At 58.2% G+C, this 22744-nt stretch carries 21 protein-coding genes and 1 tRNA gene; 12 read left to right on the plus strand and 10 right to left on the minus strand.

What is annotated here, in order from left to right; translation table 11 throughout:
* Positions 1-151: 151 nt before the first annotated feature.
* Positions 152-1483, minus strand: coding sequence for a glutamine synthetase family protein (locus MRBLMR1_RS23290; protein WP_500066513.1), 1332 nt, complete (start codon positions 1481-1483; stop codon positions 152-154).
* A gap of 79 nt (positions 1484-1562) precedes the next feature.
* Here MRBLMR1_RS23290 and MRBLMR1_RS23295 point away from each other — a divergent pair, with 79 nt between their 5' ends.
* On the plus strand, positions 1563-2945 hold the full coding sequence (locus MRBLMR1_RS23295; RefSeq protein WP_500066515.1) for an aspartate aminotransferase family protein: 1383 nt from the start codon (positions 1563-1565) through the stop codon (positions 2943-2945).
* 3 nt (positions 2946-2948) lie between these two features.
* Here the strand turns inward: MRBLMR1_RS23295 and MRBLMR1_RS23300 are convergent, their stop codons facing one another.
* From MRBLMR1_RS23300 to MRBLMR1_RS23310, 3 genes are read right to left on the minus strand one after another with little or no spacing between them, the layout of a single operon-like run.
* On the minus strand, positions 2949-4490 hold the full coding sequence (locus tag MRBLMR1_RS23300; protein WP_500066517.1) for an ArnT family glycosyltransferase: 1542 nt from the start codon (positions 4488-4490) through the stop codon (positions 2949-2951).
* A gap of 32 nt (positions 4491-4522) precedes the next feature.
* A complete protein-coding gene (locus MRBLMR1_RS23305; RefSeq protein ID WP_500066519.1) occupies positions 4523-6034 on the minus strand; it encodes an ArnT family glycosyltransferase in 1512 nt (503 codons plus the stop codon).
* On the minus strand, positions 6018-7037 hold the full coding sequence (locus tag MRBLMR1_RS23310; RefSeq protein WP_148145498.1) for a glycosyltransferase family 2 protein: 1020 nt from the start codon (positions 7035-7037) through the stop codon (positions 6018-6020). The genes MRBLMR1_RS23305 and MRBLMR1_RS23310 overlap by 17 nt, the downstream gene beginning before the upstream one ends.
* A 99-nt stretch (positions 7038-7136) precedes the next feature.
* Between MRBLMR1_RS23310 and MRBLMR1_RS23315 the strand changes: the two genes are divergently transcribed.
* A complete protein-coding gene (locus tag MRBLMR1_RS23315) occupies positions 7137-8093 on the plus strand; it encodes a lysylphosphatidylglycerol synthase domain-containing protein (protein WP_500066521.1) in 957 nt (318 codons plus the stop codon).
* 269 nt (positions 8094-8362) lie between these two features.
* On the opposite strand, the gene MRBLMR1_RS23320 is transcribed toward MRBLMR1_RS23315, so the two are convergent.
* The 4 genes from MRBLMR1_RS23320 to MRBLMR1_RS23335 form a co-directional block, all read right to left on the minus strand.
* On the minus strand, positions 8363-8626 hold the full coding sequence (locus tag MRBLMR1_RS23320) for a type II toxin-antitoxin system VapB family antitoxin (RefSeq protein ID WP_500066523.1): 264 nt from the start codon (positions 8624-8626) through the stop codon (positions 8363-8365).
* 27 nt (positions 8627-8653) lie between these two features.
* On the minus strand, positions 8654-10156 hold the full coding sequence (locus MRBLMR1_RS23325) for an AMP nucleosidase (protein WP_183822512.1): 1503 nt from the start codon (positions 10154-10156) through the stop codon (positions 8654-8656).
* A gap of 74 nt (positions 10157-10230) precedes the next feature.
* Positions 10231-10401, minus strand: a complete 171-nt coding sequence (locus MRBLMR1_RS23330; protein ID WP_500066525.1) for a hypothetical protein — start codon at positions 10399-10401, stop codon at positions 10231-10233.
* A gap of 189 nt (positions 10402-10590) precedes the next feature.
* The gene (locus MRBLMR1_RS23335) at positions 10591-10929 is read right to left on the minus strand and encodes a DUF2147 domain-containing protein (protein ID WP_500066527.1); all 339 of its coding nucleotides are present in this window, start codon (positions 10927-10929) and stop codon (positions 10591-10593) included.
* A gap of 498 nt (positions 10930-11427) precedes the next feature.
* Between MRBLMR1_RS23335 and MRBLMR1_RS23340 the strand changes: the two genes are divergently transcribed.
* Positions 11428-11694: an SEL1-like repeat protein gene (locus MRBLMR1_RS23340; RefSeq protein ID WP_148145493.1), complete on the plus strand. Its 267-nt coding sequence runs from the start codon at positions 11428-11430 to the stop codon at positions 11692-11694.
* Between the two features lie 104 nt (positions 11695-11798).
* Here MRBLMR1_RS23340 and MRBLMR1_RS23345 read toward each other — a convergent pair whose 3' ends face one another.
* Positions 11799-12920, minus strand: a complete 1122-nt coding sequence (locus MRBLMR1_RS23345; protein WP_183822508.1) for a pyridoxal phosphate-dependent aminotransferase — start codon at positions 12918-12920, stop codon at positions 11799-11801.
* 203 nt (positions 12921-13123) lie between these two features.
* Here MRBLMR1_RS23345 and MRBLMR1_RS23350 point away from each other — a divergent pair, with 203 nt between their 5' ends.
* On the plus strand, positions 13124-13405 hold the full coding sequence (locus MRBLMR1_RS23350; protein ID WP_148145491.1) for a sunset domain-containing protein: 282 nt from the start codon (positions 13124-13126) through the stop codon (positions 13403-13405).
* A gap of 42 nt (positions 13406-13447) precedes the next feature.
* Here the strand turns inward: MRBLMR1_RS23350 and MRBLMR1_RS23355 are convergent, their stop codons facing one another.
* On the minus strand, positions 13448-13804 hold the full coding sequence (locus MRBLMR1_RS23355; protein WP_246435909.1) for a hypothetical protein: 357 nt from the start codon (positions 13802-13804) through the stop codon (positions 13448-13450).
* A gap of 223 nt (positions 13805-14027) precedes the next feature.
* Here MRBLMR1_RS23355 and MRBLMR1_RS23360 point away from each other — a divergent pair, with 223 nt between their 5' ends.
* From MRBLMR1_RS23360 to MRBLMR1_RS23395, 8 genes are all read left to right on the plus strand, one after another.
* The gene (locus MRBLMR1_RS23360) at positions 14028-15245 is read left to right on the plus strand and encodes an FAD-dependent oxidoreductase (protein WP_183822506.1); all 1218 of its coding nucleotides are present in this window, start codon (positions 14028-14030) and stop codon (positions 15243-15245) included.
* Positions 15246-15303: 58 nt separating this feature from the next.
* A complete protein-coding gene (locus MRBLMR1_RS23365) occupies positions 15304-16104 on the plus strand; it encodes an aldolase/citrate lyase family protein (RefSeq protein WP_183822504.1) in 801 nt (266 codons plus the stop codon).
* A gap of 133 nt (positions 16105-16237) precedes the next feature.
* Positions 16238-16328, plus strand: a tRNA-Ser gene (locus MRBLMR1_RS23370).
* Between the two features lie 397 nt (positions 16329-16725).
* Positions 16726-17829 carry a porin gene (locus tag MRBLMR1_RS23375; protein ID WP_500066531.1) on the plus strand — a complete coding sequence of 368 codons (1104 nt, stop codon included), beginning with the start codon at positions 16726-16728 and terminating at the stop codon, positions 17827-17829.
* 160 nt (positions 17830-17989) lie between these two features.
* Complete coding sequence (locus MRBLMR1_RS23380; RefSeq protein WP_500066533.1) at positions 17990-18943, plus strand: tyrosine-type recombinase/integrase; 954 nt, start codon at positions 17990-17992, stop codon at positions 18941-18943.
* Between the two features lie 36 nt (positions 18944-18979).
* Positions 18980-20044: a porin gene (locus MRBLMR1_RS23385; RefSeq protein ID WP_148145488.1), complete on the plus strand. Its 1065-nt coding sequence runs from the start codon at positions 18980-18982 to the stop codon at positions 20042-20044.
* A gap of 282 nt (positions 20045-20326) precedes the next feature.
* A complete protein-coding gene (locus MRBLMR1_RS23390) occupies positions 20327-21403 on the plus strand; it encodes a porin (RefSeq protein ID WP_500066535.1) in 1077 nt (358 codons plus the stop codon).
* A 208-nt stretch (positions 21404-21611) separates the two neighbouring features.
* Complete coding sequence (locus tag MRBLMR1_RS23395) at positions 21612-22724, plus strand: porin (RefSeq protein ID WP_500066537.1); 1113 nt, start codon at positions 21612-21614, stop codon at positions 22722-22724.
* Positions 22725-22744: the final 20 nt, after the last annotated feature.

A 22744-nucleotide genomic window follows, 5' to 3' on the forward strand; every position in this document is an offset into this window, starting at 1 on the left:
GATGTGATTAGAGGTCGGAATTTTAACGAGGGCTGAATGAAACGATTAAAGACTGGTCGTATTCTTGCTGTTTGTCAGAATTGGCGAGCAATAATAGGTACATACGCAAAGACTAACGCTGCCTTGAGCGCATTCCTTAACTGCTGTCGGGTCAAATCCTCGGCAGATAGGTCTGGTAATCGAAGTCGCTGACCGTGCGCAGATAGGTGATCGCCTCCTTGCGCTTCGTATCGCCATAGAGTTTCCGGTAGCGCTCGCCGAACACATCGCGGATGAAAGGCGAGGCGGAGAAATCGTCGACGGCGGTCAGAAAATCATGCGTCAGCCGCTTCGTGCCTTCGGGTGGTTCCTGTCCCGGCTCTGTTGCCGGACCGGGATCGAGGACCTCGTCCAATCCCGCCAGCATGCCGCCTAAAATGGCCGTGAGCAGCAGATAGGGATTGGCGTCGGCACCGGCGACCCGGTGCTCGACGCGTGCCGCCGGCCCATTGGCGTCGGGAATGCGCACAGCCGTGCCGCGATGCCCGAAACCCCAGTCGATATCGACCGGCGCAAATGACCCCGGCTGGAAACGGCGATAGGAGTTGGCAAACGGGGCAAAGATCAGCTGCGCATCGCGCATTGTCTTGAGCATGCCCGCCGTCACCGACTTCAGCTTCACCGGATCACCGCCCTTGGCATCCAGAATGTTGTTGCCGTCGCGGTCGATGATGCTGGCATGCACATGCAGGCCGGAGCCTGCCTGATCGCCATACGGCTTGGCCATGCAGGTGGATTTCATGCCGAACTTGCGCGCAGCCTGTTCGGCAATGCGCTTGAGATAGATGCAGTCATCGGCGGCAGCGAGCGCGTCCGCCCGGTGCAGGAGATTGATCTCGAACTGGCCGGGGCCGAATTCGGCTGTCGTCGCGTCAGCGGGAATATCCTGCAGCTTGGCCCAGTGGCGCACCGTCTGCAGGTACTCGTCAAGCGCGTCGACGGCGCTCATGTCATAGAGCTGGAACCCGTTCGGCTGGTCTCGGTACATCAGCTTTTCAGGCGGGCGAGGGCGGCCGGTCTCACGCCAGTCGTCCTGCATCACGTAAAATTCAAGTTCGGTCGCCACCACCGGTGTCAGCCCGCGTTCCTCGAAACGCTTCAGCAGGTTGGCGAGAATGGCGCGCGGGTCCATGAAGCTCGGAGAGCCATCCATCTCGTGCATGGTGGCCAGAACCTGTGTCGAGCCTTCAGGCCCCCATGGCATCGGCGCCGCACTGCGCGGGTCTGGAACGCACTGCCCGTCGGGGTCGCCGATCGTCAGCGACAGGCCGGTAATATCGTCATTGTCGTCGCCCCATATGTCGAGCGACTGGGTGGAGGAGGGCAGCCGAACAAGCCCGTCCCACACCTTCTTTTCCTTCGATTTCGGAATGCGTTTGCCGCGCAGATCCCCGTTCATGCCGACGAGCAGGATTTCGGTATGGGGCTCAATGCGATCGGTCATGAAGCATCATCTCTAAGGTTGCGGAACCTCGTTCGTAGCCGATAAGAATTGACCGCACAATCTTCAGGAGAGCGACGCGATGAACGACAAGCCGGCCATTTCCAATCCTGGCATTTCCAATCTTCAAGCCATCGATGCCGCCCACCACATCCACCCCTTCTCGGACATGAAGGAACTGAACGCCAAAGGCACGCGCATCATCGAACGCGCCGAGGGCGTCCATATCTACGATTCCACGGGGAAGAAATATCTCGATGCCTTTGCCGGGCTGTGGTGCGTCAATGTCGGTTACGGCCGCAAGTCGATCGCGGAGGCAGCCTTCCGGCAGATGCAGGAACTGCCCTATTACAACACCTTCTTCGGCACCACGACGCCGCCGGCGACGCTGCTTGCACAGAAGATCGCTTCGAAGACCGGTGGAAGGATGAACCACGTCTTTTTCACCAATTCCGGCTCGGAAGCGACCGACACATGGTTTCGCATCGCCCGCGTCTACTGGAAGGCGCTCGGAAAGCCGGAGAAGACGCAGGTCATCGCGCGGAAAAACGCCTATCATGGCTCGACCGTCGCCGGTGCCTCGCTCGGCGGCATGAAGCACATGCACGAACAGGGCAACCTGCCGATCGAAGGCGTCCATCATATCGGCCAGCCCTACTGGTATGCCGATGGCGGCGATCTGACGCCTGCCGAATTCGGCCTTAAAATGGCCCGCGAACTTGAGACCAAGATCGATGAGCTGGGCGAAGATCGCGTCGCCGCCTTCGTCGCCGAACCGATCCAGGGGGCAGGCGGCGTCATCATCCCGCCCGACACCTATTGGCCGGAAATCGCCCGCATCTGCAAGGCCCGCAACATCCTCCTGATCTCGGATGAAGTCATCTGCGGTTTCGGCCGTCTCGGCTCATGGTTTGGTTACCAGCATTTTGGCGTCGAGCCCGATCTCGCACCCATCGCCAAGGGTCTGTCCTCGGGTTACCTGCCGATTGGCGGCGTACTGGTCTCGGATCGCGTGGCGCAAGTGATGATCAGCGAATTCGGCGATTTCGCCCACGGCTATACATATTCCGGTCATCCGGTTGCCGCAGCAGCCGCGCTGGAAAACCTTCGCATCATCGAGGAGGAAGGGCTGGTCGAGCGGGTGCGCGACGATATCGGCCCGTATTTCGCCTCAGCCTGGAAAAGCCTCGAGGATCACGAAGTCGTCGGTCAAGCGGAAAGTATTGGCCTGATCGGCGGACTGCAGCTTGCCGCTGACAAATCCACGCGCCGCCGTTACGCAAAGCCCGACGATATCGGCTCGCTGGTGCGCAATCATTGCGTCGAGAACGGTCTGATCATGCGCGCCACCGGCGACCGCATGCTGGCCTCGCCGGCGCTGACGATCACGCGATCGGAAATCGACGAGGTGATCGAGAAGCTGGGCCAAGCACTCGATCATCTGCGCCATACGGTGAAGGAATAGATTTTAACGCGGCAGATCCATCACCGCATAACCGAAGCGGTACTGGTCCATCGGCCGGCCCCATTGATAGGGGTAGCCGACGATCGCGACATCCTGCGGTGCGGTGGTGATCCCTTGTTCAAGCAGATATCCGGAGAACTCCTTGTCGAAGGCGACCGGCATGCTGCCATCCTTCGTGCGCCAGACGAAAACGACCCGGTCGAAATCCGCAAGCGGCCGGTTTTTCAGTCCCGGCGGCGGCGGTTCCACGGCAACCGGCTGTTCGGGCAGGCTGAAATGCAGGTTGCCGGCAAGCTGCCGGTCCGAGGCGACGACGACCGTATTGGCGCCTGCGGCCTTTTCCGCAACGGTCTTTGAAAGAGCCGCGAACGGAATGTTCACATAGCCGTAATTGCCGTTGATGCGGCCCATATTGGCGCGAAGCGCCAGCGCAGCCGGGATCAGCACCATAATCACGATCACCACGCCCCAGAGGCGCTTGAAACTCACCTCGACCGGGATTTTTGCTGCATCCACCTTCAGCGCGAGATAGAGCGGTGTGGCGAGCAGAAGTGGCGTCAGCCAGCGATCACGCACGTTCTCGAAACCGGCAAACAGGATCATCAGCACGATCAGTGCAAGCGAGAGCACGAGAATGCGGCCGACAAGCCGCGTCCAGCGACTATGAGCGCTAAAGATGGCTTTCAGGTGCTCGCGATAGACGGCTGCAAAGATGATCAGCGTAAGGGCTGTGAAACTGAAAAAGCCGATCGTCAGTGAGCCGAGGCCGCTGGCAATCCCGCCGATCAGCCCTGCATCGTCACCGCCGAGTTTCTTGAGCGTGCTCTGGCTCGCATCGCTGAAATTGTCGACAAGCCATAGCGCATGCGGTGCGACGATCGCCAGAGCCAGGACACCGGCGGGTATCAGCTTCCAAGAAAGCATCGTACGGCGCATGTCGCGGTCCATCAGCACGGCAAGTCCGGCGGCAACCGGCAGGACGGCAAAATTGTATTTCGTGATGCCACCGATGCCGATGGCAATGCCGAATAGCAGAAAGGCCTCGAGCGTTGGCCGGGAAATGACCCTCAGCAGGGTAAAAAGAAACAGGCATGCGCCGAAAATGGCAGCGACCGTATGTGAAAGGTCGCGCTGCGCCTCGAAGGAGACCTGCGGAATGGTGAGAAGCCCGAGTGCGGCAACGACCGCCAGCCGCTTGTCTTCCAGCACCTGCCGTGCAGCGAGATAATAGAAGATGTAGGACAGGAAGAGCATCAGCGCCTTCATGCCCGAAAGTGTGATGATCGAGATGCCGAAAATCTGGATAGCGCCGTGCTGCAGCCAGTTATAGAAGGGCGGTTGCGCGCCATAGCCGGCAAGCAGCCATTGCGACACATAGACTTGCTCGGACTCGTCGAGTTCCAGCCCGTGCGGAAGCACGAAGCGCACGATGACCTGGATAACGAAATAGGCGGCAAGCACCAGAGCAAGAGTTTGCCCGCTACCGAGCCGGTCGGAAAAAGCTGGTGCGGCATGCGCCTGTGTCGGTGAGGAAATCTTCGGCAAATTTGTCTCCGGCATTCTGCCTTGACGGCTTGTCAGTTTTGATCTGACGGATCTGCGGTCCAAGCGTAATTGAATTGTTCCGTGTCGCGCCCGCCCGAGAACGGGTAGGCAACCGCCATCGTTTTGGTGATGAGTGCGGCGGTGTCAATGCCGTTGGAGCGAAGAAACTCTCCAAGTGCGGGAGGCAGGTCCGGCCTATTGGTGCTATTCCAGATCACCAGTCCGCGGTTTTGCGGAGAGATGAACGTCCTGGAACGGGCAAATCCGGGTTGTGCTACTCCAGCTTGTGGGGCGTTGACCCGTGCCGCTGCGGCCAGCGTCATGCCGTCTGCCACGATGAAGTCCAGCGGGGTATCCGCCTCTGTCAGCACCTGGCGAACGAAAGGCACCGAAGGAAAACTGTCCTTCTGGTATTTGCCGTGGAGTGGCCCAAGCAGATTGCCGGTTGTCAGGTAGAGCAGGAAACCAAACATCAGTATCGACGTTGGCACAGCCAGAATTGCGACCGCATGGGGACGTCGATCGAAGCCGCCTGCGGCTTCGATCTTCAGACAGAGATAAACCGGCAGGATCAGCAAAAAGGGTGACAACCATTTCTGGCTGATCTTCGTCGCCCCCATAACGAAGGAAATCAGGCCGACAATCAAAAGACAGAGCAGAAACATCCGGCCGATCGCACGCGTCCAGACCGTTCCCGCCCGCCTGCCGGCCCAAATCTCACGACCAAAGGCAATCGCCAAGAAAATGATGAGTGGAAGTGCGCCCTCTACGGCTGAGGTGACCAGTGAAATCAGGCCTTCCAGGCGATCGGCGATGAAATTCCCCGAAGGACCATCGCGCATCTCGTCGATCGTATCGGTGGTGGCGGCGTCGATGTTGTTAAGGAACCAGAGTGCATGCGGCACGCAGATGAGCCCCGCAACCAGGATGGTTGCGATCAGCCTACGGTCGAACAGGCGGCGGCGCAGGTCCGGGTCAGGCAGAATAGCGAGAATTGCTGCGATCGGAACTACTACGAAATTGTATTTCGAGATCACCCCGATGCCTATTGCAAACCCCGTCAGCGCATATCGCCAGAGCGTGGGCTGTTTCAGCGCGCCGATGAAGCCGTGGAGAAATAGGGAGACGCAGAAAAGCAACGCCACCGCATGACTGAGATCACGCTGAGACAGAACCGAGACCGCTGGAAGGGCCAGCACGCCAAGCATGGCCGCCGCCACGACATCTTTCCGGTCACTGACCTGCCTGACCGCAAGGCCGATAAATACACAGGAGAGAAACAGGAGGCTGTTCTTCAGCAGTGTCAGCGCCAGAACCGAGGGACCGATCAGATGGATTACGCCGTACTGAAGCCAGTTGTAGAACGGCGGCTGCCGCCCGTAGCCCAGGAGCAGAAATTGCGACATGAAGATCTGCTCGGACTCGTCCGCCTGCAGGCCTTCGGTCCGCAATACCCTCACCACGATTGCGGCCAGGCAATAGGCCGCAATCAGCCAAAGAACACGCTCCGGTTTCCGGGTTAGGACATCACGCGGCCGGTGCATCAGCCTGATAGACTTCCCTGACGATATAGCTGAGGGCGCTATCCTCGCGGTAGTAGGTGCGAGCTATCATTTCCGCGATAATACCTGTCGTGATCATCTGTACGGACGAGAGGAACAGCATCACGCCGATCAGGAACAGCGGTCGCGTGCCGATGTCGTTGCCCATGATGAACTTGTCTATGAACAGGTAGAACAGGATCAGTGCCGAGATCGCGCCGAGGCCAAGGCCGAGCGAACCGAAGAAATGTCCCGGCCGCGCCTTGAAGCGCATGAAAAACATCACCGACAGGAGGTCGAGAATAACCCGGAACGTCCGGGAAATGCCGTATTTTGATACACCGTGCTGGCGGGCGTGGTGCGTTACCGGCATTTCGCCGATACGCGAGCTAGGTACGACACCGGCGACCCATGCAGGGATGAAACGGTGCATTTCGCCCATCAGCTTCACCTGCTTGATGACCGTCGAACGGTAGATCTTCAGCGAGCAGCCGTAATCGTGGAGGCGCACGCCGGTGATGCGGCCTATCAGCCGATTGGCGATGAAGGATGGAACCTTGCGCAAAAGCAGGCCGTCCTGGCGGTTTTGGCGCCAGCCGACGAGCAGATCGAGTTCACGGCGCTCAAGTTCAGCGACCATCGCAGGGATGTCCTTCGGATCGTTCTGCAGGTCTCCATCGAGCGTGGCGATAAGCCGGCCCTCAGCCTGGTTGATGCCTGCCTGCATGGCGGCCGTCTGGCCGAAATTGCGCTGCAAAGCAACGATCTTCAGGTCGAGGCCGGGGCGATTGAGCGCAGTTCGGGCATTGGCGATCGTGGCATCCGTGCTGCCGTCATCGACCAGGATCAGCTCCCATGAGGCTGCATAACCGGCCATCGACGTCACGATCCGCTCGATCAGGGGCTTGACGCTTTCCTCTTCATTGAAAAGCGGCACGACCAGCGACAGTTCGACCGGGCTGGTCGTCTCGATGAGGCGGGTGACCGACTCTGCTGTTGTACCCACCGTGTGTTTCTCCTAGAAGTGCGGGCTTATACGGGCGGCGCGCCATGGCGCAGCATCGTCGCATAGACCCGAATTTATCGCATTGGGGCCACTTACTATATGAAGAATTATTCCGTTGCCAGCCAGAGAGCGTGGATAATTCGTAACGCCATGACGCTGCTGACGCTGGCGACCGTCGCGCTTTATGCGATCTTCATACAGTGGGTTTGGGGCTGGGCGACCGTGCTGGCTCTATGGAAAAGTGCCGGCCTCGGCTCGGCTTTTCTCGCGCTTGCCGCACTGCTTGGCACCTATGTCCTGCGCACCTGGCGTATCTATGATTATTTTCCGACAGAGACCGGCGGCCGCTTCGGAACGCTGCTGCGCCTCACCCAGGTGCACAATCTTTTGAACATCATGCTACCCTTTCGTTCGGGGGAGGCAAGCTTTCCGCTGCTGATGAAACGCGAGTTCGACTTGTCGCTGGCAAGAAGCACCGCCGCTCTTTTCGTCATGCGGCTTTTCGATCTTCATGCTCTGCTCGCAGCAGCCGGCATCGGTCTGGTCCTGCAGCATCATTCGTCATGGGCCTGGGCGCTTTGGTTCGGCTTCCTTGTCCTGCCGGTCGCAGGTTTTGCCCTGCGCGGCATCGGCCTTCGGTTTGCTGCAAGGGTACTGCCGGCAAAGGCTGAAAGATTGCTTGCCGAAGTCGAAGCGGGCCTTCCCGTCGATGCCGCAGCCTTTGCGAGGGCCTGGGGCGCAACGCTGATCAACTGGTTCACTAAGATCGCAGTCCTTGCCTGGGTGCTCGGCCTGCTCGGCGGCATTTCGATGGCGCCCGGTTTCGGCGGTGCACTCGGCGGCGAACTGTCCTCCGTCCTGCCGCTCCATGCGCCCGCCGGTGTCGGAACCTATCCCGCCGGCATCAGCGCCGGTGCCGTCGCCTTCGGCGCAGCAGCCTCGGGGCCTGCTTTCGAAGAACTCGCTCAGGCCGCCGTCAACACCCACCTTCTCGTCATCGTCTCTTCGCTGATCGGCACGGCGCTGTCGCTGTTTGCTGCGAGAGGGAAGGGGTAACGGGATCAGGCCAATTTTAGCCCGAGGTGTTCGGTCATTGCCATGCAGGGTTGTCGCCAATTCGGCCGACAATATCTGCGCGATGGGGAAATCCCGGAAGTCCTGTTCCATCCAAAGGACCTGATGACTATCCGATGCCCCCCAAGGCCCTTCCATCAGGATGACATCGCCGAGCAGGACAACTCCGCACGGTAAGAGGGATCTGAGCGTGGAGACAGCCTCGGCATTCTCTTCTAAAGAGCGATATCTAGGCGAACTATCCGCGAAGATCATTCGTCCTGCTGAAAACCCCGGTTCGAGTATCTGCCCGCTTTGTCTCTTGAGGCGTCAAGGTCGCATTCCCAGCCGATACCCTCGAGATTGTCGATCACGCGCAATTGCCTCTTGATCCGCACGAAATCTCTCAGCGCCTGATCAACTGCAGCCTTCTTGGTAGGCAAGCCTCCAAGTTCCATGGCCTCGGCGATAAGCTCGTCATCCAATTCGATATTGGCGCGCAGCTGACACCCATGGTGTATGAATTTTGAAATCATACAGCATGGGCATGGTGGCTGGAATTATTACTGGAACGCCGTCTCGTAGAAGCTTCTGAGCTTGCGAGAATGCAGCGTTTCGGTCGGCATGGCTGCGAGCTTCTGCACGGCGCGGATGCCGATCTGCAGGTGCTGGCTGACCTGTGTGCGGTAGAAGGCTGTCGCCATGCCCGGCAGTTTCAGTTCGCCATGCAGCGGACGGTCGGAAACGCAAAGCAGCGTTCCGTAGGGCACACGGAAACGGAACCCGTTGGCGGCGATCGTTGCCGATTCCATGTCGAGCGCAATCGCGCGTGACTGGGAAAGCCGCTTTACCGGCCCGCGCTGGTCGCGCAGTTCCCAGTTGCGGTTGTCGATCGTGGCGACCGTGCCGGTGCGCATGATCCGCTTCAGCTCGAAGCCTTCATAACCGGTTACTTCCTCGACGGCACTTTCCAACGCCTGTTGAACTTCAGCCAGCGCCGGTATCGGCACCCACACCGGCAGGTCGTCGTCCAGCACATGATCCTCGCGCACATAGGCGTGGGCGAGAACATAATCACCGAGACGCTGACTGTTGCGAAGGCCTGCACAATGGCCGACCATCAGCCACGCATGCGGGCGCAGCACGGCGATATGGTCGGTGGCCGTCTTGGCGTTCGAAGGGCCGACGCCGATATTGACCAGCGTGATGCCGGAATGGTCGTCCTTCTTCAGGTGGTAGGCCGGCATCTGCGGCATGCGGGTAATCGGCGTCGTCTCCGGCGTATCCTTGCCGGCAAGCGTGATGACATTGCCCGGTTCGACGAAGGCCGTGTAGCCACCGCCACCCTCGGCCATCAGCTTGCGGGCCCAGGCGGCAAATTCGTCGATATAGAACTGGTAGTTGGTGAACAGCACGAAGTTCTGGAAATGCTCGGCACCCGTGGCTGTATAGTGGCTGAGTCGAGCCAGAGAATAATCGATGCGCTGTGCGGTAAACGGTGCAAGCGGCGCCGGTTCTCCCGCCGGAGCTTCATATTCGCCATTGGCGATCAGATCATCGGTATTGGTGAGATCCGGCGTGTCGAACAGGTCGCGCATCGGTATATCGGCCATCGCGTGACCGGCCGAAGCTTCCACATGAGCGCCTTCGCCGAATGCGAAATGGAGCGGGATGGGCGTAGTCGATTCCGACACGGTGACGGGAATGCCGTGATTGCGCATCAACAGATCCAGCTGTTCGATCAGGTAATGGCGGAACAGTTTTGGCCGCGTCACGGTCGTCGTGTAAATGCCCGGGGCCGCAACATGGCCGTAGGAAAGCCGCGAATCGGCATGGCCGAACGAGGTCGTTTCGATCGAGACCTGCGGATAGAAGGCTCGATAACGGCCGGTCATCGTGCCGCTCTTGGCCAGCGCGCCAAAACTGTCGATCAGGAATTTCGTATTACGCTCATAAAGCGCGGTCAGGGCATCGACGGCCGCTTCGGCGTTGTCGAAAGCCTGCGGTTCCACCGCGCTCGGGCTGATGTAGGAAAGCGGAGAAAAGGGAGAGATTCGTGTGTTCATGAGCCATTATAAGGAGAACTCCATGACAATCAAACGGCGATCATCGTCCCACTTTTTCGCTTGATTGTGCCTCTTCAAAGCGTGGCGACGCATTCGCCGCTGTTGAAATAGACACACAGGCTGCCCGTGCTGATGTTGAAGCCCAACGGTCGCTTGGACGGTTGCACGGCAAGTGCGGCAAAGGACAATGCGAAGATCGTCATCATCAAGGTGACGATGGTCAGGCGGCGTGCAATGGTCGTCATGATCCTGCTCCCGAAATGCCAGGTTCCGATCCGTCCCTGGCTGAATGAGGGCAGAATAATGGCGACCGGCTGTATGAAGGCTGAGAGCCCTTTTCATCTGGCGTTCAGGGTGATTAACGGGCCGGGCTCCAGATTCCGGGTAGAAAAAAAGCCGGCTGTGACAGCCGGCTTCGTATCGGGGGATTAAGGTTAGAGCCGCGTCCATGTCTGCGATTTGCACAGAACCTTCAGCACGCAGCCCTTCATCTTCAGCGTATTGCCGGCAACGGAGCCGGAGCCGCTATAGGTCTTGTCGTTTTCAGGGTCGGTGATCTCGCCGGAATATTCGTCGCCGGTGCCGGACATTTTTCCGATCTGCTTGCCGGCATGGTTGCCGGTTCTCAGCGTTACGCAATAAGCCGATCCGCATTTGCCGATCTCGGCGGTCGCGCCACTCTGGGTCTTCCAGTTGCCCTCGATCGGCTCCGCGGCGTGGCCCGCCGCAGCACTCACCAGCAATGCCGCCGCCGCGGCAAAAGTCTTCAGCATGAGATCCCTCCTCAGATCCTCGTTATTGCGGCGTTCGACAGCCCTCCAGCAATCGACGCCCCGTGTCTAAATTAGCTTACCAGTACGTAAAGGTAAAGTTGCGGAGTGCTGGTAGTAGGTCCGTTTTTCGGATGTTTTCAGCCGACTGCGTGGCGGCCGACTTTCTCTTTCCTGAAAACGGAAGCGGAAAACATGGTTAGCAAAGGGTTTCGATCGAAATCCTAACGTTTCGTAAACGAAAGCCGAAAACCCTTAACGTACAGGCATTGTAGTGCTTAACGAAAACTCAAATTTACGAAGCATTTGAACTTTGTTTTCCGCAAGTTAAGCATTCTTTTTAGTCGGATTTTCGAACCTTGGGATCATATTGGTCTCATCAAGCGAGCGGGAAAAACCGCCACCCTGATGGATTAACAAAGCCGCATAAGACGGTGGTCCGGAAGGGAATGATGAACAGGGCAGAAGAAGAAACAAGGTCTTAAACAGGGATCAAAACCGATGGCACGCTTTGAAATTTCGATGACTGAAATGGCCACCATGGGCGGCGATGCCCGCGCAGAAGTCTTCTGCGATATGGGCCTGATGTATGCAACGGGCCGCGGGGTCGAAATCGACCTCGTGTCCGCCCACAAATGGCTGAACATTGCCGCCATCAAGGGCTCCGACCGCGCCGCCGAACTGCGTGCCGATCTGACCCCGCAGTTGACGAAGATGCAGCTTGCGGAAGCATTGCGCGCCGCCCGCGAATGGATGACGGTGCACTGAGCAGAACCACTTCGCAGAAGAGCCTGCACTTATCCGGCTTTTCGTAATCAAACCGCGACCGGCAGAGACAAGGCCGGCGCGGTTTTGCCTAGTTCCTATCCAGCTCAGAGCGATTTCAAAACCTGAGGCAACGCGGCCTCCAGAAGCGCCATGTCGGGCTCTTTTCCGGCGCTGATGCGGATGCAGCGGTTGAGAGGCTCGACACCCGGCATGCGAATGAAGACGCCGTGGCCTAAAAGCCCATCGACAATCGCGCGGGCGTAAGCCGCATCGCGTCCGCAATCGATCGCGACGAAATTGGTGGCCGAAGGCAGCGCCTTGAGACCGTTGGCGGCCGCGATCGCTCCAATACGCTCGCGCGATGCCTTGATGTTGCCGACGACTTGCTTGAGATAGGCCTTGTCCTTCAGGGCAGCGATTGCGCCTGCAACGGCGATCCTGTTCATGCCGAAATGGTTGCGGATCTTGTCGAAGGCTTTTGCCGTGCCTTCCGTCGTGATCGCATAACCGACGCGCGCGCCAGCCATTCCATAAGCCTTCGAGAACGTGCGCGTGCGGATGACGTTCGGCATGTCGATCAACGCCTCGATCGACGGCGTCGAGCTTGCCGGCGCCGTTTCGCAATAGGCCTCGTCGAGCACCAGCAGCGTCGTTTCCGGCAGGGCCTTTGCAAAGGCCACGACCTCGTCGGCCTCCCACCAGCTTCCCATTGGATTGTCAGGATTGGCGAAATAGACGAGCGGCGCATTTTCCCGGCGCACGGCATCGAGCAGCCCGTTCAGGTCCTCGCGGTCGTTCACGTAAGGCGTGGTCACCAACCGGCCGCCAAAACCGGCGACGTGGAAATTGAAGGTCGGGTAGCCGCCGAAGGAATTCACCACCGGCATAGGCGTTGCCGCTGCCGGGTCGATGACGAGCCGCACGATCTGGCCGAGAAGGCTGTCGACCCCTTCGCCGATCGCCAGGTTTTCCGGCTTGCAGTTGAGATGGGCAGCAAGCGCCGCCTTGAGGTCGAAATTTTCCGGATCGGCATATTTCCAGATGCCCGTCGCGGCTTCCGTCATGGCTGCAATTACGGATGGCGCCGGGCCGAAGCCGTTTTCATTGGCGCCGATGCGCGCCTTGACGACCGCACCGCTCTTTCGCTCCAGCGCTTCCGGGCCGACAAAGGGCACGGTCGAGGGCAGTGAATTGATCAGCGGAGTAAAACGAGAAAATGCAGGCATGTGGGATAAGTCCGGTTGAAAGCCGGGACACAATAGAAAGCTTTCGCTGCTGTGCAAGGGTAGGAGTTTGACCGGTAGCCTTCCGGACGACGATTCGCGGAATGCCGGACACCTCGATGCATCCTGAGGTTTTGTGATCCGAAATATGCAATTTTAGGAATTGCTGAAGCGAGCAATCAATCTTTTCGGCCCATCTTCGTCGGATGAGCAAATTCGTGCTGATTGTTCTTGGAGCAGCGACCGCGAGTTTCCTCGCCACGGGCGGGCATACGCTGCTTCCGGGCATCCCCCGTTACGTCGAGGCGAATATCGGCACCTCATGCCGGATCAAGGGCAATATCTCGATCAACTCCGGTGAGCGCATTTATCATGTGCCCGGCCAGGAATATTACGATGAAACCAGGATCAGCGCTCAATATGGTGAGCGCTGGTTCTGCTCCGAGGCGGATGCCCAGGCGGCTGGATGGCGCCGAGCGCGGCGCTGATTTTTGCCGGAACCGCCTGCGGCACCAACTCCGTATTCCGACTCAGTGGCTCGTCTCGAAGCTCAGCCGAATGACATGGTGGAGGAATTCAGGGTTGATCAGCATGTTGAAGCCGACCGTCACCTTCTCCTCTTCGCGCGCCATGACCGTGCAGCCGATCTCGTCGCGTATGCCGAGGATGGCGAGGAAGAAATGAGACGGCACCGGAATGTGCGGGGTTACCTCAAGTTCGGCTCCCTGCAGAGAGATCGTACGGATCAGGCAGCGAATACTCGTCTTGGTGCTTAAATGGTGTTCGACGAGCACAATCTTACCCGGCCGATCAATCGTGAATTTTTCAAAGACACGGCGCAGGCCCGCCGGTTCTTGCGTGTTGGTCCCGTCCATCAATGGGGCCATGGTATCCTCCTGACTTGTCCCGCGAATATGATTTTATTCCTGCAATTCTGATGCATTCTAAAGTTGATTGGTAAATTTTTCTCGATCTATGGTGTCCTTATCCGCCTCATTCCGCTCACTGGACACAATGTCGCGTTGTTGACGCCCACGCGTCGCGACGATACGCCTTTGCGGCCGTTCGAGGTGCTATCTCTTGGCGGTCGAACAGGAATGGAGCAAGCAAGTGACAGGCAGGCTGGTAATCGTCGGGGCAGGGCAGGCGGGCTTTGCGCTTGCGGCGAAACTTCGGGCATTGAAGGATACACGGCCCATCACGATGATCGGCGCTGAAGAGGTTTATCCCTACCAGCGGCCGCCGCTTTCCAAGAAATACCTTCTCGGCGAGATGAGTTTCGATCGCCTAACCTTTCGCCCGGATAACTGGTTTGCCGAAAACGACGTGGAAGTCCGACTCTCCACCTATGTCGAGGAAATCGACCGCGAGAAAAAGACCGTCCGCATGCAGGATGGTTCGGGGCTCGAATATGAAACCCTGGCGCTGACGACGGGCTCCACCCCGCGTACTTTGCCTGCCAGCATCGGCGGCGAACTTAAGGGTGTATATACTGTCCGCGACAAGCGTGACGCGGATCGGCTGGCCGATGAAATGAAGGCCGGTCGTCGCCTGCTGATCATCGGCGGCGGTTATATCGGGCTGGAAGCGGCAGCCGTTGCACGCCATCTCGGTCTCGACGTAACGCTGATCGAAATGGCCGACCGTATACTCGCCCGTGTTGCCTCGAAGGAGACCGCAGACATCATGCGCGCGATACATAAAGAGCGCGGTGTCGTGATTTGCGAACAGACCGGCCTTACCCGCCTGATCGGCGAGGATGACCAAGTACGTGCCGCCGAACTTTCCGATGGCACGGTCATCAATGTGGATTTTGTCATCGTCGGCATCGGTGTCACCCCGAACGACCGTCTGGCGCAGGATTGCGGCCTCGATGTCGGCAACGGCATCATCGTCGACGAATTTGCCCGCACCTCCGACCCGTCGATCTTCGCCATGGGCGATTGCGCCCTGTTGCCGTGGGAAGAGGGGCGCATTCGCCTAGAATCGGTACAGAACGCCGTCGACCAGGCCGAATCGGTTGCCGCGACACTTGCCGGCGACGCTAGGCCCTATTTGCCAAAACCATGGTTCTGGTCCGACCAGTACGATGTGAAGCTGCAGATCGCCGGCTTTAATCTCGGCTATGACGAGACGCTGGTGCGCGCAGGCAGCCGCGAGGGAGCCGTCTCGGTCTGGTATTTCCGGAACGGCATGCTGATTGCTGTCGATGCGATCAATGATGCGAAGGCCTATGTAACGGGCAAGAAGATGCTGGAAACTGGCATCAACCCGGACAGGTCCCGCCTGGCCGATCCGGCCACGGATCTCAAGTTGCTGTTATCTTGATTATATATGGTCTGCATTTCGCGGCCGGGATTTATGACGAAAAGGCATAGGAGGAGAAATGCCGGTACCGAAGAATGACTTCAAGGCTGCGATCAGTGCCGGCCGCCAGCAGATTGGCCTATGGCTGAACACCGGCGAGGCGCTTCCGGCGGAGATTGCTGCAAGCGCGGGCTTCGATTGGCTGGTGATCGATTCGGAACACGGGCCGAATGATCTGCGCAGCATTATCGCCCAGTTACGGGCGCTGGCTCCCTTTGCCGTCGAACCCGTCGTGCGCCCGCCTTCAGGCGAGACATGGTTCATCAAGCAGTTGCTGGATGCCGGTGCGCGAACGCTCCTCATTCCCATGGTCGATTCGCCCGAACAGGCCAAAGCGCTGGTCCAGGCCGTGCGTTATCCGCCGCGCGGCACGCGCGGGCTCGGTGCCGCCGTCGCACGCGCTTCGGGTTTTAATGCTATTTCCGATTATGCGCAGACAGCCGATGACGAGATCTGCTTGCTGGTTCAGGCCGAAACGCGTGTCGCCATCGACAATATCGAGGCGATTGCCGCGATAGACGGCGTTGACGGCGTCTTCATCGGCCCGGCGGATCTCTCAGCCGACTTGGGCTGCCTCGGCCGAATCGAGGCGCCGGAAGTGCAGGGCGTCATCGAATCGGCGATCGGCCGAATCATCGCCGCCGGCAAGCCCGCAGGCATCCTGACCTTCAACGAAACTCTCAATCGTCGTTACCTCGAACTCGGTGCAAACTTTGTTGCCGTTGGCGCAGACGTCACCGAGCTTGCCGCGACGCTGAAAAACCTTGCCGGCCGTTACGGGCGCGGCCCGGGCGCAGGTCCGGCAGGCTCGGGTTATTGAGCCGGCAATCTCGTGGATTCGTCCGCTCCGCGCCGAAATAATGCTGCGGCTGGGGTTCATCCCCAGCCTGCGACGCCTCTTTTTGCTAAAAGACCTTGCATTCGGGATTTATCCGCAATAATCAGGCCGCACCGGAGAGGTGGCCGAGTGGTCGAAGGCGCTCCCCTGCTAAGGGAGTATACGTCAAAAGCGTATCGTGGGTTCGAATCCCATCCTCTCCGCCACTATCCTTCATGAAATCGCTGGATCATTAGCGTGAGCGCACGAAGCGCCTGCGAGTTATGCCTGTTGCCTGTCGGCAACATTCTCGCAAGGCTACGTATTCGAATGTGACCTTTCCTTAAGTTGCTGTCGCAAAACCGTTTTCTTAACGAAAACTAAATTTTTAATGACCGCGGACTGCGGTTTTGTGTCCTTTCGGCAACATGGTTTTGGGAAGCTGCCTTGAAACTCTCGCTCATCCCCAGTTCGGCATTGCGCAGCTCACGGCGATTTGTATTTTCAACTCCGAAGCGCGGCGGTGGTTCGTCAGCTTTCAAACACGGGGATGGGCCCAAGGAATTTTTGTCCTTCGGTAAATCAAGACCTAGACCCATACGTAACTTTGACTGGAGGTCAAAAATGAACATCAAGAGCCTTCTTCTCGGCTCCGCTGCTGCCCTCGCGGCAGTTTCTGGCGCACAGGCTGCCGACGCAATCGTGGCTGCTGAGCCCGAGCCGCTGGAATACGTTCGCGTTTGCGACGCTTTCGGCACCGGCTACTTCTACATCCCGGGCACCGAAACCTGCCTCAAGATCGGTGGTTACGTTCGTTTCCAGGTTGACGGCCGTAGCGATGATGATTTCGGTGGTGAAGGCGGTTACCGCACGAACACCCGTGGTCAGGTTGCTGTTGAAGCCAAGAACGACACCGAATTCGGCACGCTCGCTTCGAAGATCACTGTTCGCGCAAACACCAACAGCGCGAGCACGGACTTCTTCCTGGAAGAGACCTATCTGCAGCTCGGCGGTCTCCGCGTTGGTTACTTCTACAACTACTTCGATAACGGTCTTCCGGGCGAAACCGTTCTCTCGGACGCCGCTCCGTTTGCTAACGGCGGCTTCGGTGGCGACACGCTGAACAACTCGGTTCGTTACACCTACGATGCAGGTTCGTTCTCGATCTACGGTCAGGTTGACGCCTTCAACTCGCAGGCTGGTTGGAAGACCGACGACGTCGTCGTTGGCGTTGACCCGGTCACAGGTGCTGACATCATTCGTCCTGATAACCGCGACGAAATCGGCATCAACGGCGTTATCACCGGCAAGTTCGGTGGCGTGACGCTCGACTTCTTCGCTGGTTACGACTTCGACCGCGAAAATGCTGCTCTTGCTTCCACGCTGACGGCTGCAATCGGCCCGGGCTCGCTCGGCATCTTCGCAGCGTACTCCTTCGGTGAAAACCGTTACTTCGACGCTTCTGAATGGACCGTCGGCGCTGAGTACGCCATCAAGGTCACCGACAAGTTCTCCATCGCACCGGGCGTACAGTACTGGGATAACATCACCCTCGACGCCGATGGCGACTTCGATGGTGGCGATGCATGGCGCGCTGGTATCACGGCTGATTACAAGATCACCACCGGCCTGTCCGCTAAGGCAACCGTCAACTACACCGACGTTGACACCGGCGCAGACTCTGCTGACCGTTGGGACGGCTTCCTGCGTCTGCAGCGCTCGTTCTAATCTGACTATCAAGATAGCCCGCGGTCTTCCGACCGCGGGCTGTTGCTGTTCAGCCACGAACAAAAAAAACATCCCCAAAGCGCGTCCCGCTTTGGCGCAATGCCCATTGTAGTTCAACGTGTCCCGGTAATTCTTGTCGCTGTCGATCAGCGAGGGCGGGATGGGCAAGGAAACCGACAAAAAGATTGAGGTGTTAGACCTCTCTTCCATCGGTAAAACTTACGCTGTCAATTATCAGTTTAATGCCAGCGGTCCCATCAAGGTTGTTAAATCTACCCGACTTACCAAGCTCTTGGGGCTGTACGGGGATATCCTCTGGGAGCCAGGAAGCCACAAGAAGAATGTGATCGCCTTTGTCAGTGAACTGGATGAGATCCTTCTTTCTCAACCGTTTGACAGCTTCACAGACGAGATGGTGGACCGGCTCATCGGCGAACTACGCAAACGTGGCAACAGCAACGCGACCATCAATCGAAAGATGGCGGCGCTGAGCAAGTTGCTGCGGAAAGCGTTCAAAATGGGTGACATTCATAGCCTTCCCGAGTTTCGCCGCCAACGAGAAAAGGCGGGCCGTATTCGTTTCCTGGAGTACGCCGAAGAGGATCGCCTCTTTGCGGCCATCCGCAGCAAGGATGAACTTTACGCGGACTTGTGCGTGTTTCTTGTCGATACAGGTGCCAGGCTGGGCGAGGGCATCGGCCTACGTTGGAACGATATTTTTGAAAACCGCGCCACCTTCTGGATCACCAAATCCGGCAAAAGCCGTACCGTGCCGCTCACTCCCCGAGCCATTGACGCTATTCAAGAACATGCAGGCGCGCCTGACGGACCTTTCGCGAACATCGATCAACAACGCTTTCGCGCTACATGGAACGCCGCCAAAGGAGAGGTGGGCCTCGGTACGGACGACGATGTCGTTCCGCATGTTCTTCGACACACTTGCGCGTCCCGGCTGGTGCGTGGAGGAATTGATATTCGACGGGTGCAGATGTGGCTGGGCCACCAAACCTTGCAGATGACAATGCGCTATGCTCACCTCGCCTCACACGACCTGGACGTGTGTTTACCCGTTCTTCTCAGAAGGCCATCAGAGCCGCAGTCTGACGAGAAATAGTCATGGCGACCTCCTGATTTTGACTGGAGGTCAAAAATGAACATCAAGAGCCTTCTTCTCGGCTCCGCTGCTGCCCTCGCAGCAGTTTCTGGCGCACAGGCTGCCGACGCAATCGTGGCTGCTGAGCCCGAGCCGCTGGAATACGTTCGCGTTTGCGACGCTTTCGGCACCGGCTACTTCTACATCCCGGGCACCGAAACCTGCCTCAAGATCGGTGGTTACGTCCGCGTTCAGGTTGACGGCCGTTCGGACTTCGATCTGACCGGTGCGCAGGGCGGTTACCGCACCAATACCCGCGGCCAGATCGCTGTTGAAGCCAAGAACGATACCGAGTACGGCACGCTTGCTTCGAAGATCACTGTTCGCGCCAATACGAACGATCCGGTTCGTGGCACTGACTTCTATCTGGAAGAAACCTACCTCCAGCTCGGCGGTCTTCGCGTTGGTTACTTCTACAACTATTTCGATAACGGCCTTCCGGGCGAAACCGTTCTTTCTGACGGCGGCCCTGGCTTCGGTGGCGGCGGCTTCGGCGGCGACACGCTCAACAACTCCATCCGTTACACCTACGACGCTGGTTCGTTCTCGGTTTACGGTCAGGTTGACGCGTTCAACTCGCAGGCTGGTTGGAAGACCGACAACGGTTCTGACGACGAAATCGGCGTCAACGGCGTTGTTACCGGCAAGTTCGGTGGCGTAACTGTCGACTTCTTCGCTGGTTATGACTTCGATCGTGAAGAAGCTGCCTTCGCTTCCACGCTGACGGCTGCCATCGGCCCGGGTTCGCTCGGCGTTTTTGCCGCCTACGCAACCGGTGCTAACCGTTACTTCGACTTTGCTGAGTGGACGATCGGCGCTGAATACGCCATCAAGGTCACCGACAAGTTCTCGGTTGCTCCTGGCGTTCAGTACTGGGACAACATCACTGTTGTTGACGGCGACTTCGACGCTGGTGACGCATGGCGCGTTGGTATCACGGCTGATTACAAGATCACCACCAACCTGGCTGCTAAGGCAACCATCAACTACACCGACGTAGACTCCGGTACGGACTCTGCTGATCGTTGGGACGGTTTCCTCCGTCTGCAGCGCTCTTTCTAATCTGATCTTTCAGATATGGACGAAAAGCCCGGCCTTGCGCCGGGCTTTTTGTTTCTGTTGAGTCGGATGCGGACGCAGAATTCCCGCAATAAGTAGTGGATGCAAATGCACGGACAGGCAGCTTTAGGTTCGGTTTACCCGTCAAATTTGTGACAAATAAGTAACGACCACGTCGCAACTGCCTGATGTTCGCCGGTCGCAGATGCAGAAGTGCTTGTAAGCACCCGCCGCCCGCCTGTACCTTGATGAATGTAAAGCCTAGAGTTGACCGGGGAACCCCAAATGAAAATCACGAGCCTTCTCATCGCATCGACCGCGGCGCTTGCAAGCGTTACCGTCGCGCAGGCAGCTGACGCAATCGTCGCCGCTGAACCGGAGCCGCTGGAATATGTTCGCGTTTGCGACGCTTTCGGCACCGGCTACTTCTACATTCCGGGTACCGAGACCTGCCTCAAGATCGGTGGTTATGTCCGCGTTCAGGTTGACGCTCGCAGCAGCGACGACTTCGGCGGCGAAAGCGGCTACCGCACCAACACCCGTGGTCACCTGACCCTTGATGCCAAGTCGGATACTGAATACGGCACGCTTGCTTCGGTCATCACGCTGGAAGCGAACACCAACAATCCGGACAACGGGACCGACTTCTTCCTCGATGAAACCTTCATCGAACTCGGTGGTCTCCGCGTTGGTTACTTCTACAACTACTTCGATACCGGACTTCCGGGCGAAACCGTTCTCTCCGATGGCGCACCGTTCGGCAATGGTGGTTTCGGTGGCGACACCCTCAACAACGGTATCCGTTACACCTACGACGCCGGCGCTTTCTCCGTCTACGGTCAGGTCGATGCATTCGACTCTCAGGACGGCTGGAAGGACGACGTAGCGGGCACCGGTCGTGGCCAGGATGAAATCGGCATCAACGGCGTCATCACCGGCAAGTTCGGTGGCGTAACCATCGACTTCTTCGCCGGTTACGACTTCGACCGCGAAAATGCTGCTCTGGCTTCCACGCTGACGGCTGCAATCGGCCCGGGCTCGCTCGGCGTCTTCGCTGCCTACTCCTTCGGTGAAAACCGTTACTTCGACGCCGCTGAGTGGACCATCGGTGCGGAATACGCGATCGCTGTGAATGACAAGTTCTCCATCGCACCGGGCATCCAGTACTGGGATAACGTTGTTCTCGACGCCGATGGCGATTTCGACGGCGGCAATGCATGGCGCGCTGGTATCACGGCTGATTACAAGATCACGACCGGCCTGTCCGCCAAGGCAACTGTCAACTACACCGATGTTGACGCTGACGATCTCGGCGACGCCGACCGTTGGGACGGCTTCCTGCGTCTGCAGCGCTCGTTCTAATCCGGCTCTCGGATCTAATTTGGAAAGCCCGGCCTTGTGCCGGGCTTTTCTTGTTCTGGCGACGTCGAAATTCGTCCGTGATAAATTGGTAACTGTCAGTTTCCAACTGCGTGATGTAGTGGATCTGAATGTACGAAGCCGCTTGCACTTATCCTGATCGCGAGTAGCGTTTTTCAATGTGCGAATGCAGCTCACCGAGGAAATCCCAATGAAGCTGACCAGTTTTCTCATCGCATCGGCAGCAAGCCTGGTTGCTACATCTGTTTCCCACGCCGCTGATGCCATTGTCGCTGCCGAGCCGGAACCACTGGAATATGTCCGCGTCTGCGACGCTTTCGGCACCGGCTATTTCTATATCCCTGGCACGGAGACCTGTCTCAAGATCGGCGGTTATATTCGTCTGCAGCTGGATGGCCGCAGCAATTACGACATCGACACAAGTGCTGGCGCGGTCGAACTCGACGATGATGCTGGCTATCGCACAAATACGCGTGCGCAGCTCCGGTTCGAAGCCAAGTCCGACACCGAGTTCGGCCCCCTTGGTTCACGCGTCACGTTGCGCGCCAACAATAACTCCGACAGCTCGGACTTCGCGCTGAACGAGACCTATATCGAGCTGGGCGGTTTCCGCATCGGCTACTTCTACAATTACTTTGATACCGGCCTGCCGGGTGAGACCGTGCTGTCGGACGAAGGCCCGCTTTCGGGCAGCGCAACCGATATTTTCGGGGACTATATTGGCGGAGATACGCTGAACAATTCCATTCGCTACACGTTCGAATCTGGAGCATTCACTGCATACGGTCAGGCTGATTTCTTCAATTCGCAGGCGGGCTGGAAGACCGACGCCGATGGCAGCGCTGACGAGATCGGTCTCAGCGGTCTCATAGGCGGCAAGTTTGACGCGTTTTCCATCGATCTGTTCGGCGCCTATGAGTTCGACCACGAAGACGGCGTCGTCGCATCCACTCTGTCGGCCGAGATCGGACCGGGCAAACTGGGTGTTTTCGGTGTCTATTCTTCCGGCCCGACCCGCTACTGGGATTATTCGGAATGGACGATTGGCGCCGAGTATGCCTTCGCTGTTTCCGAAAAGTTCAAGCTCACGCCCGGCGTCCAGTATTGGGATAACATCATTCCCACGAGCGACGACTATACGGGCGGCAGTGTCTGGCGCGTCGGCGTGACTGCGGATTATCAGGTCACGCCGAACCTCCTCGCCAAGGCGACCTTCAACTACAACAATGTTGACATTGACACTGCCGGTTATGGCGATGGCGACCGTTTCGACGGCTTCCTGCGTCTGCAGCGGGATTTCTAATCACAGAAGTTGAAAAGCCC

Source organism: Neorhizobium sp. LMR1-1-1.1, assembly GCF_040675795.1.
GTDB classification, from domain to species: domain Bacteria; phylum Pseudomonadota; class Alphaproteobacteria; order Rhizobiales; family Rhizobiaceae; genus Neorhizobium; species Neorhizobium cellulosilyticum.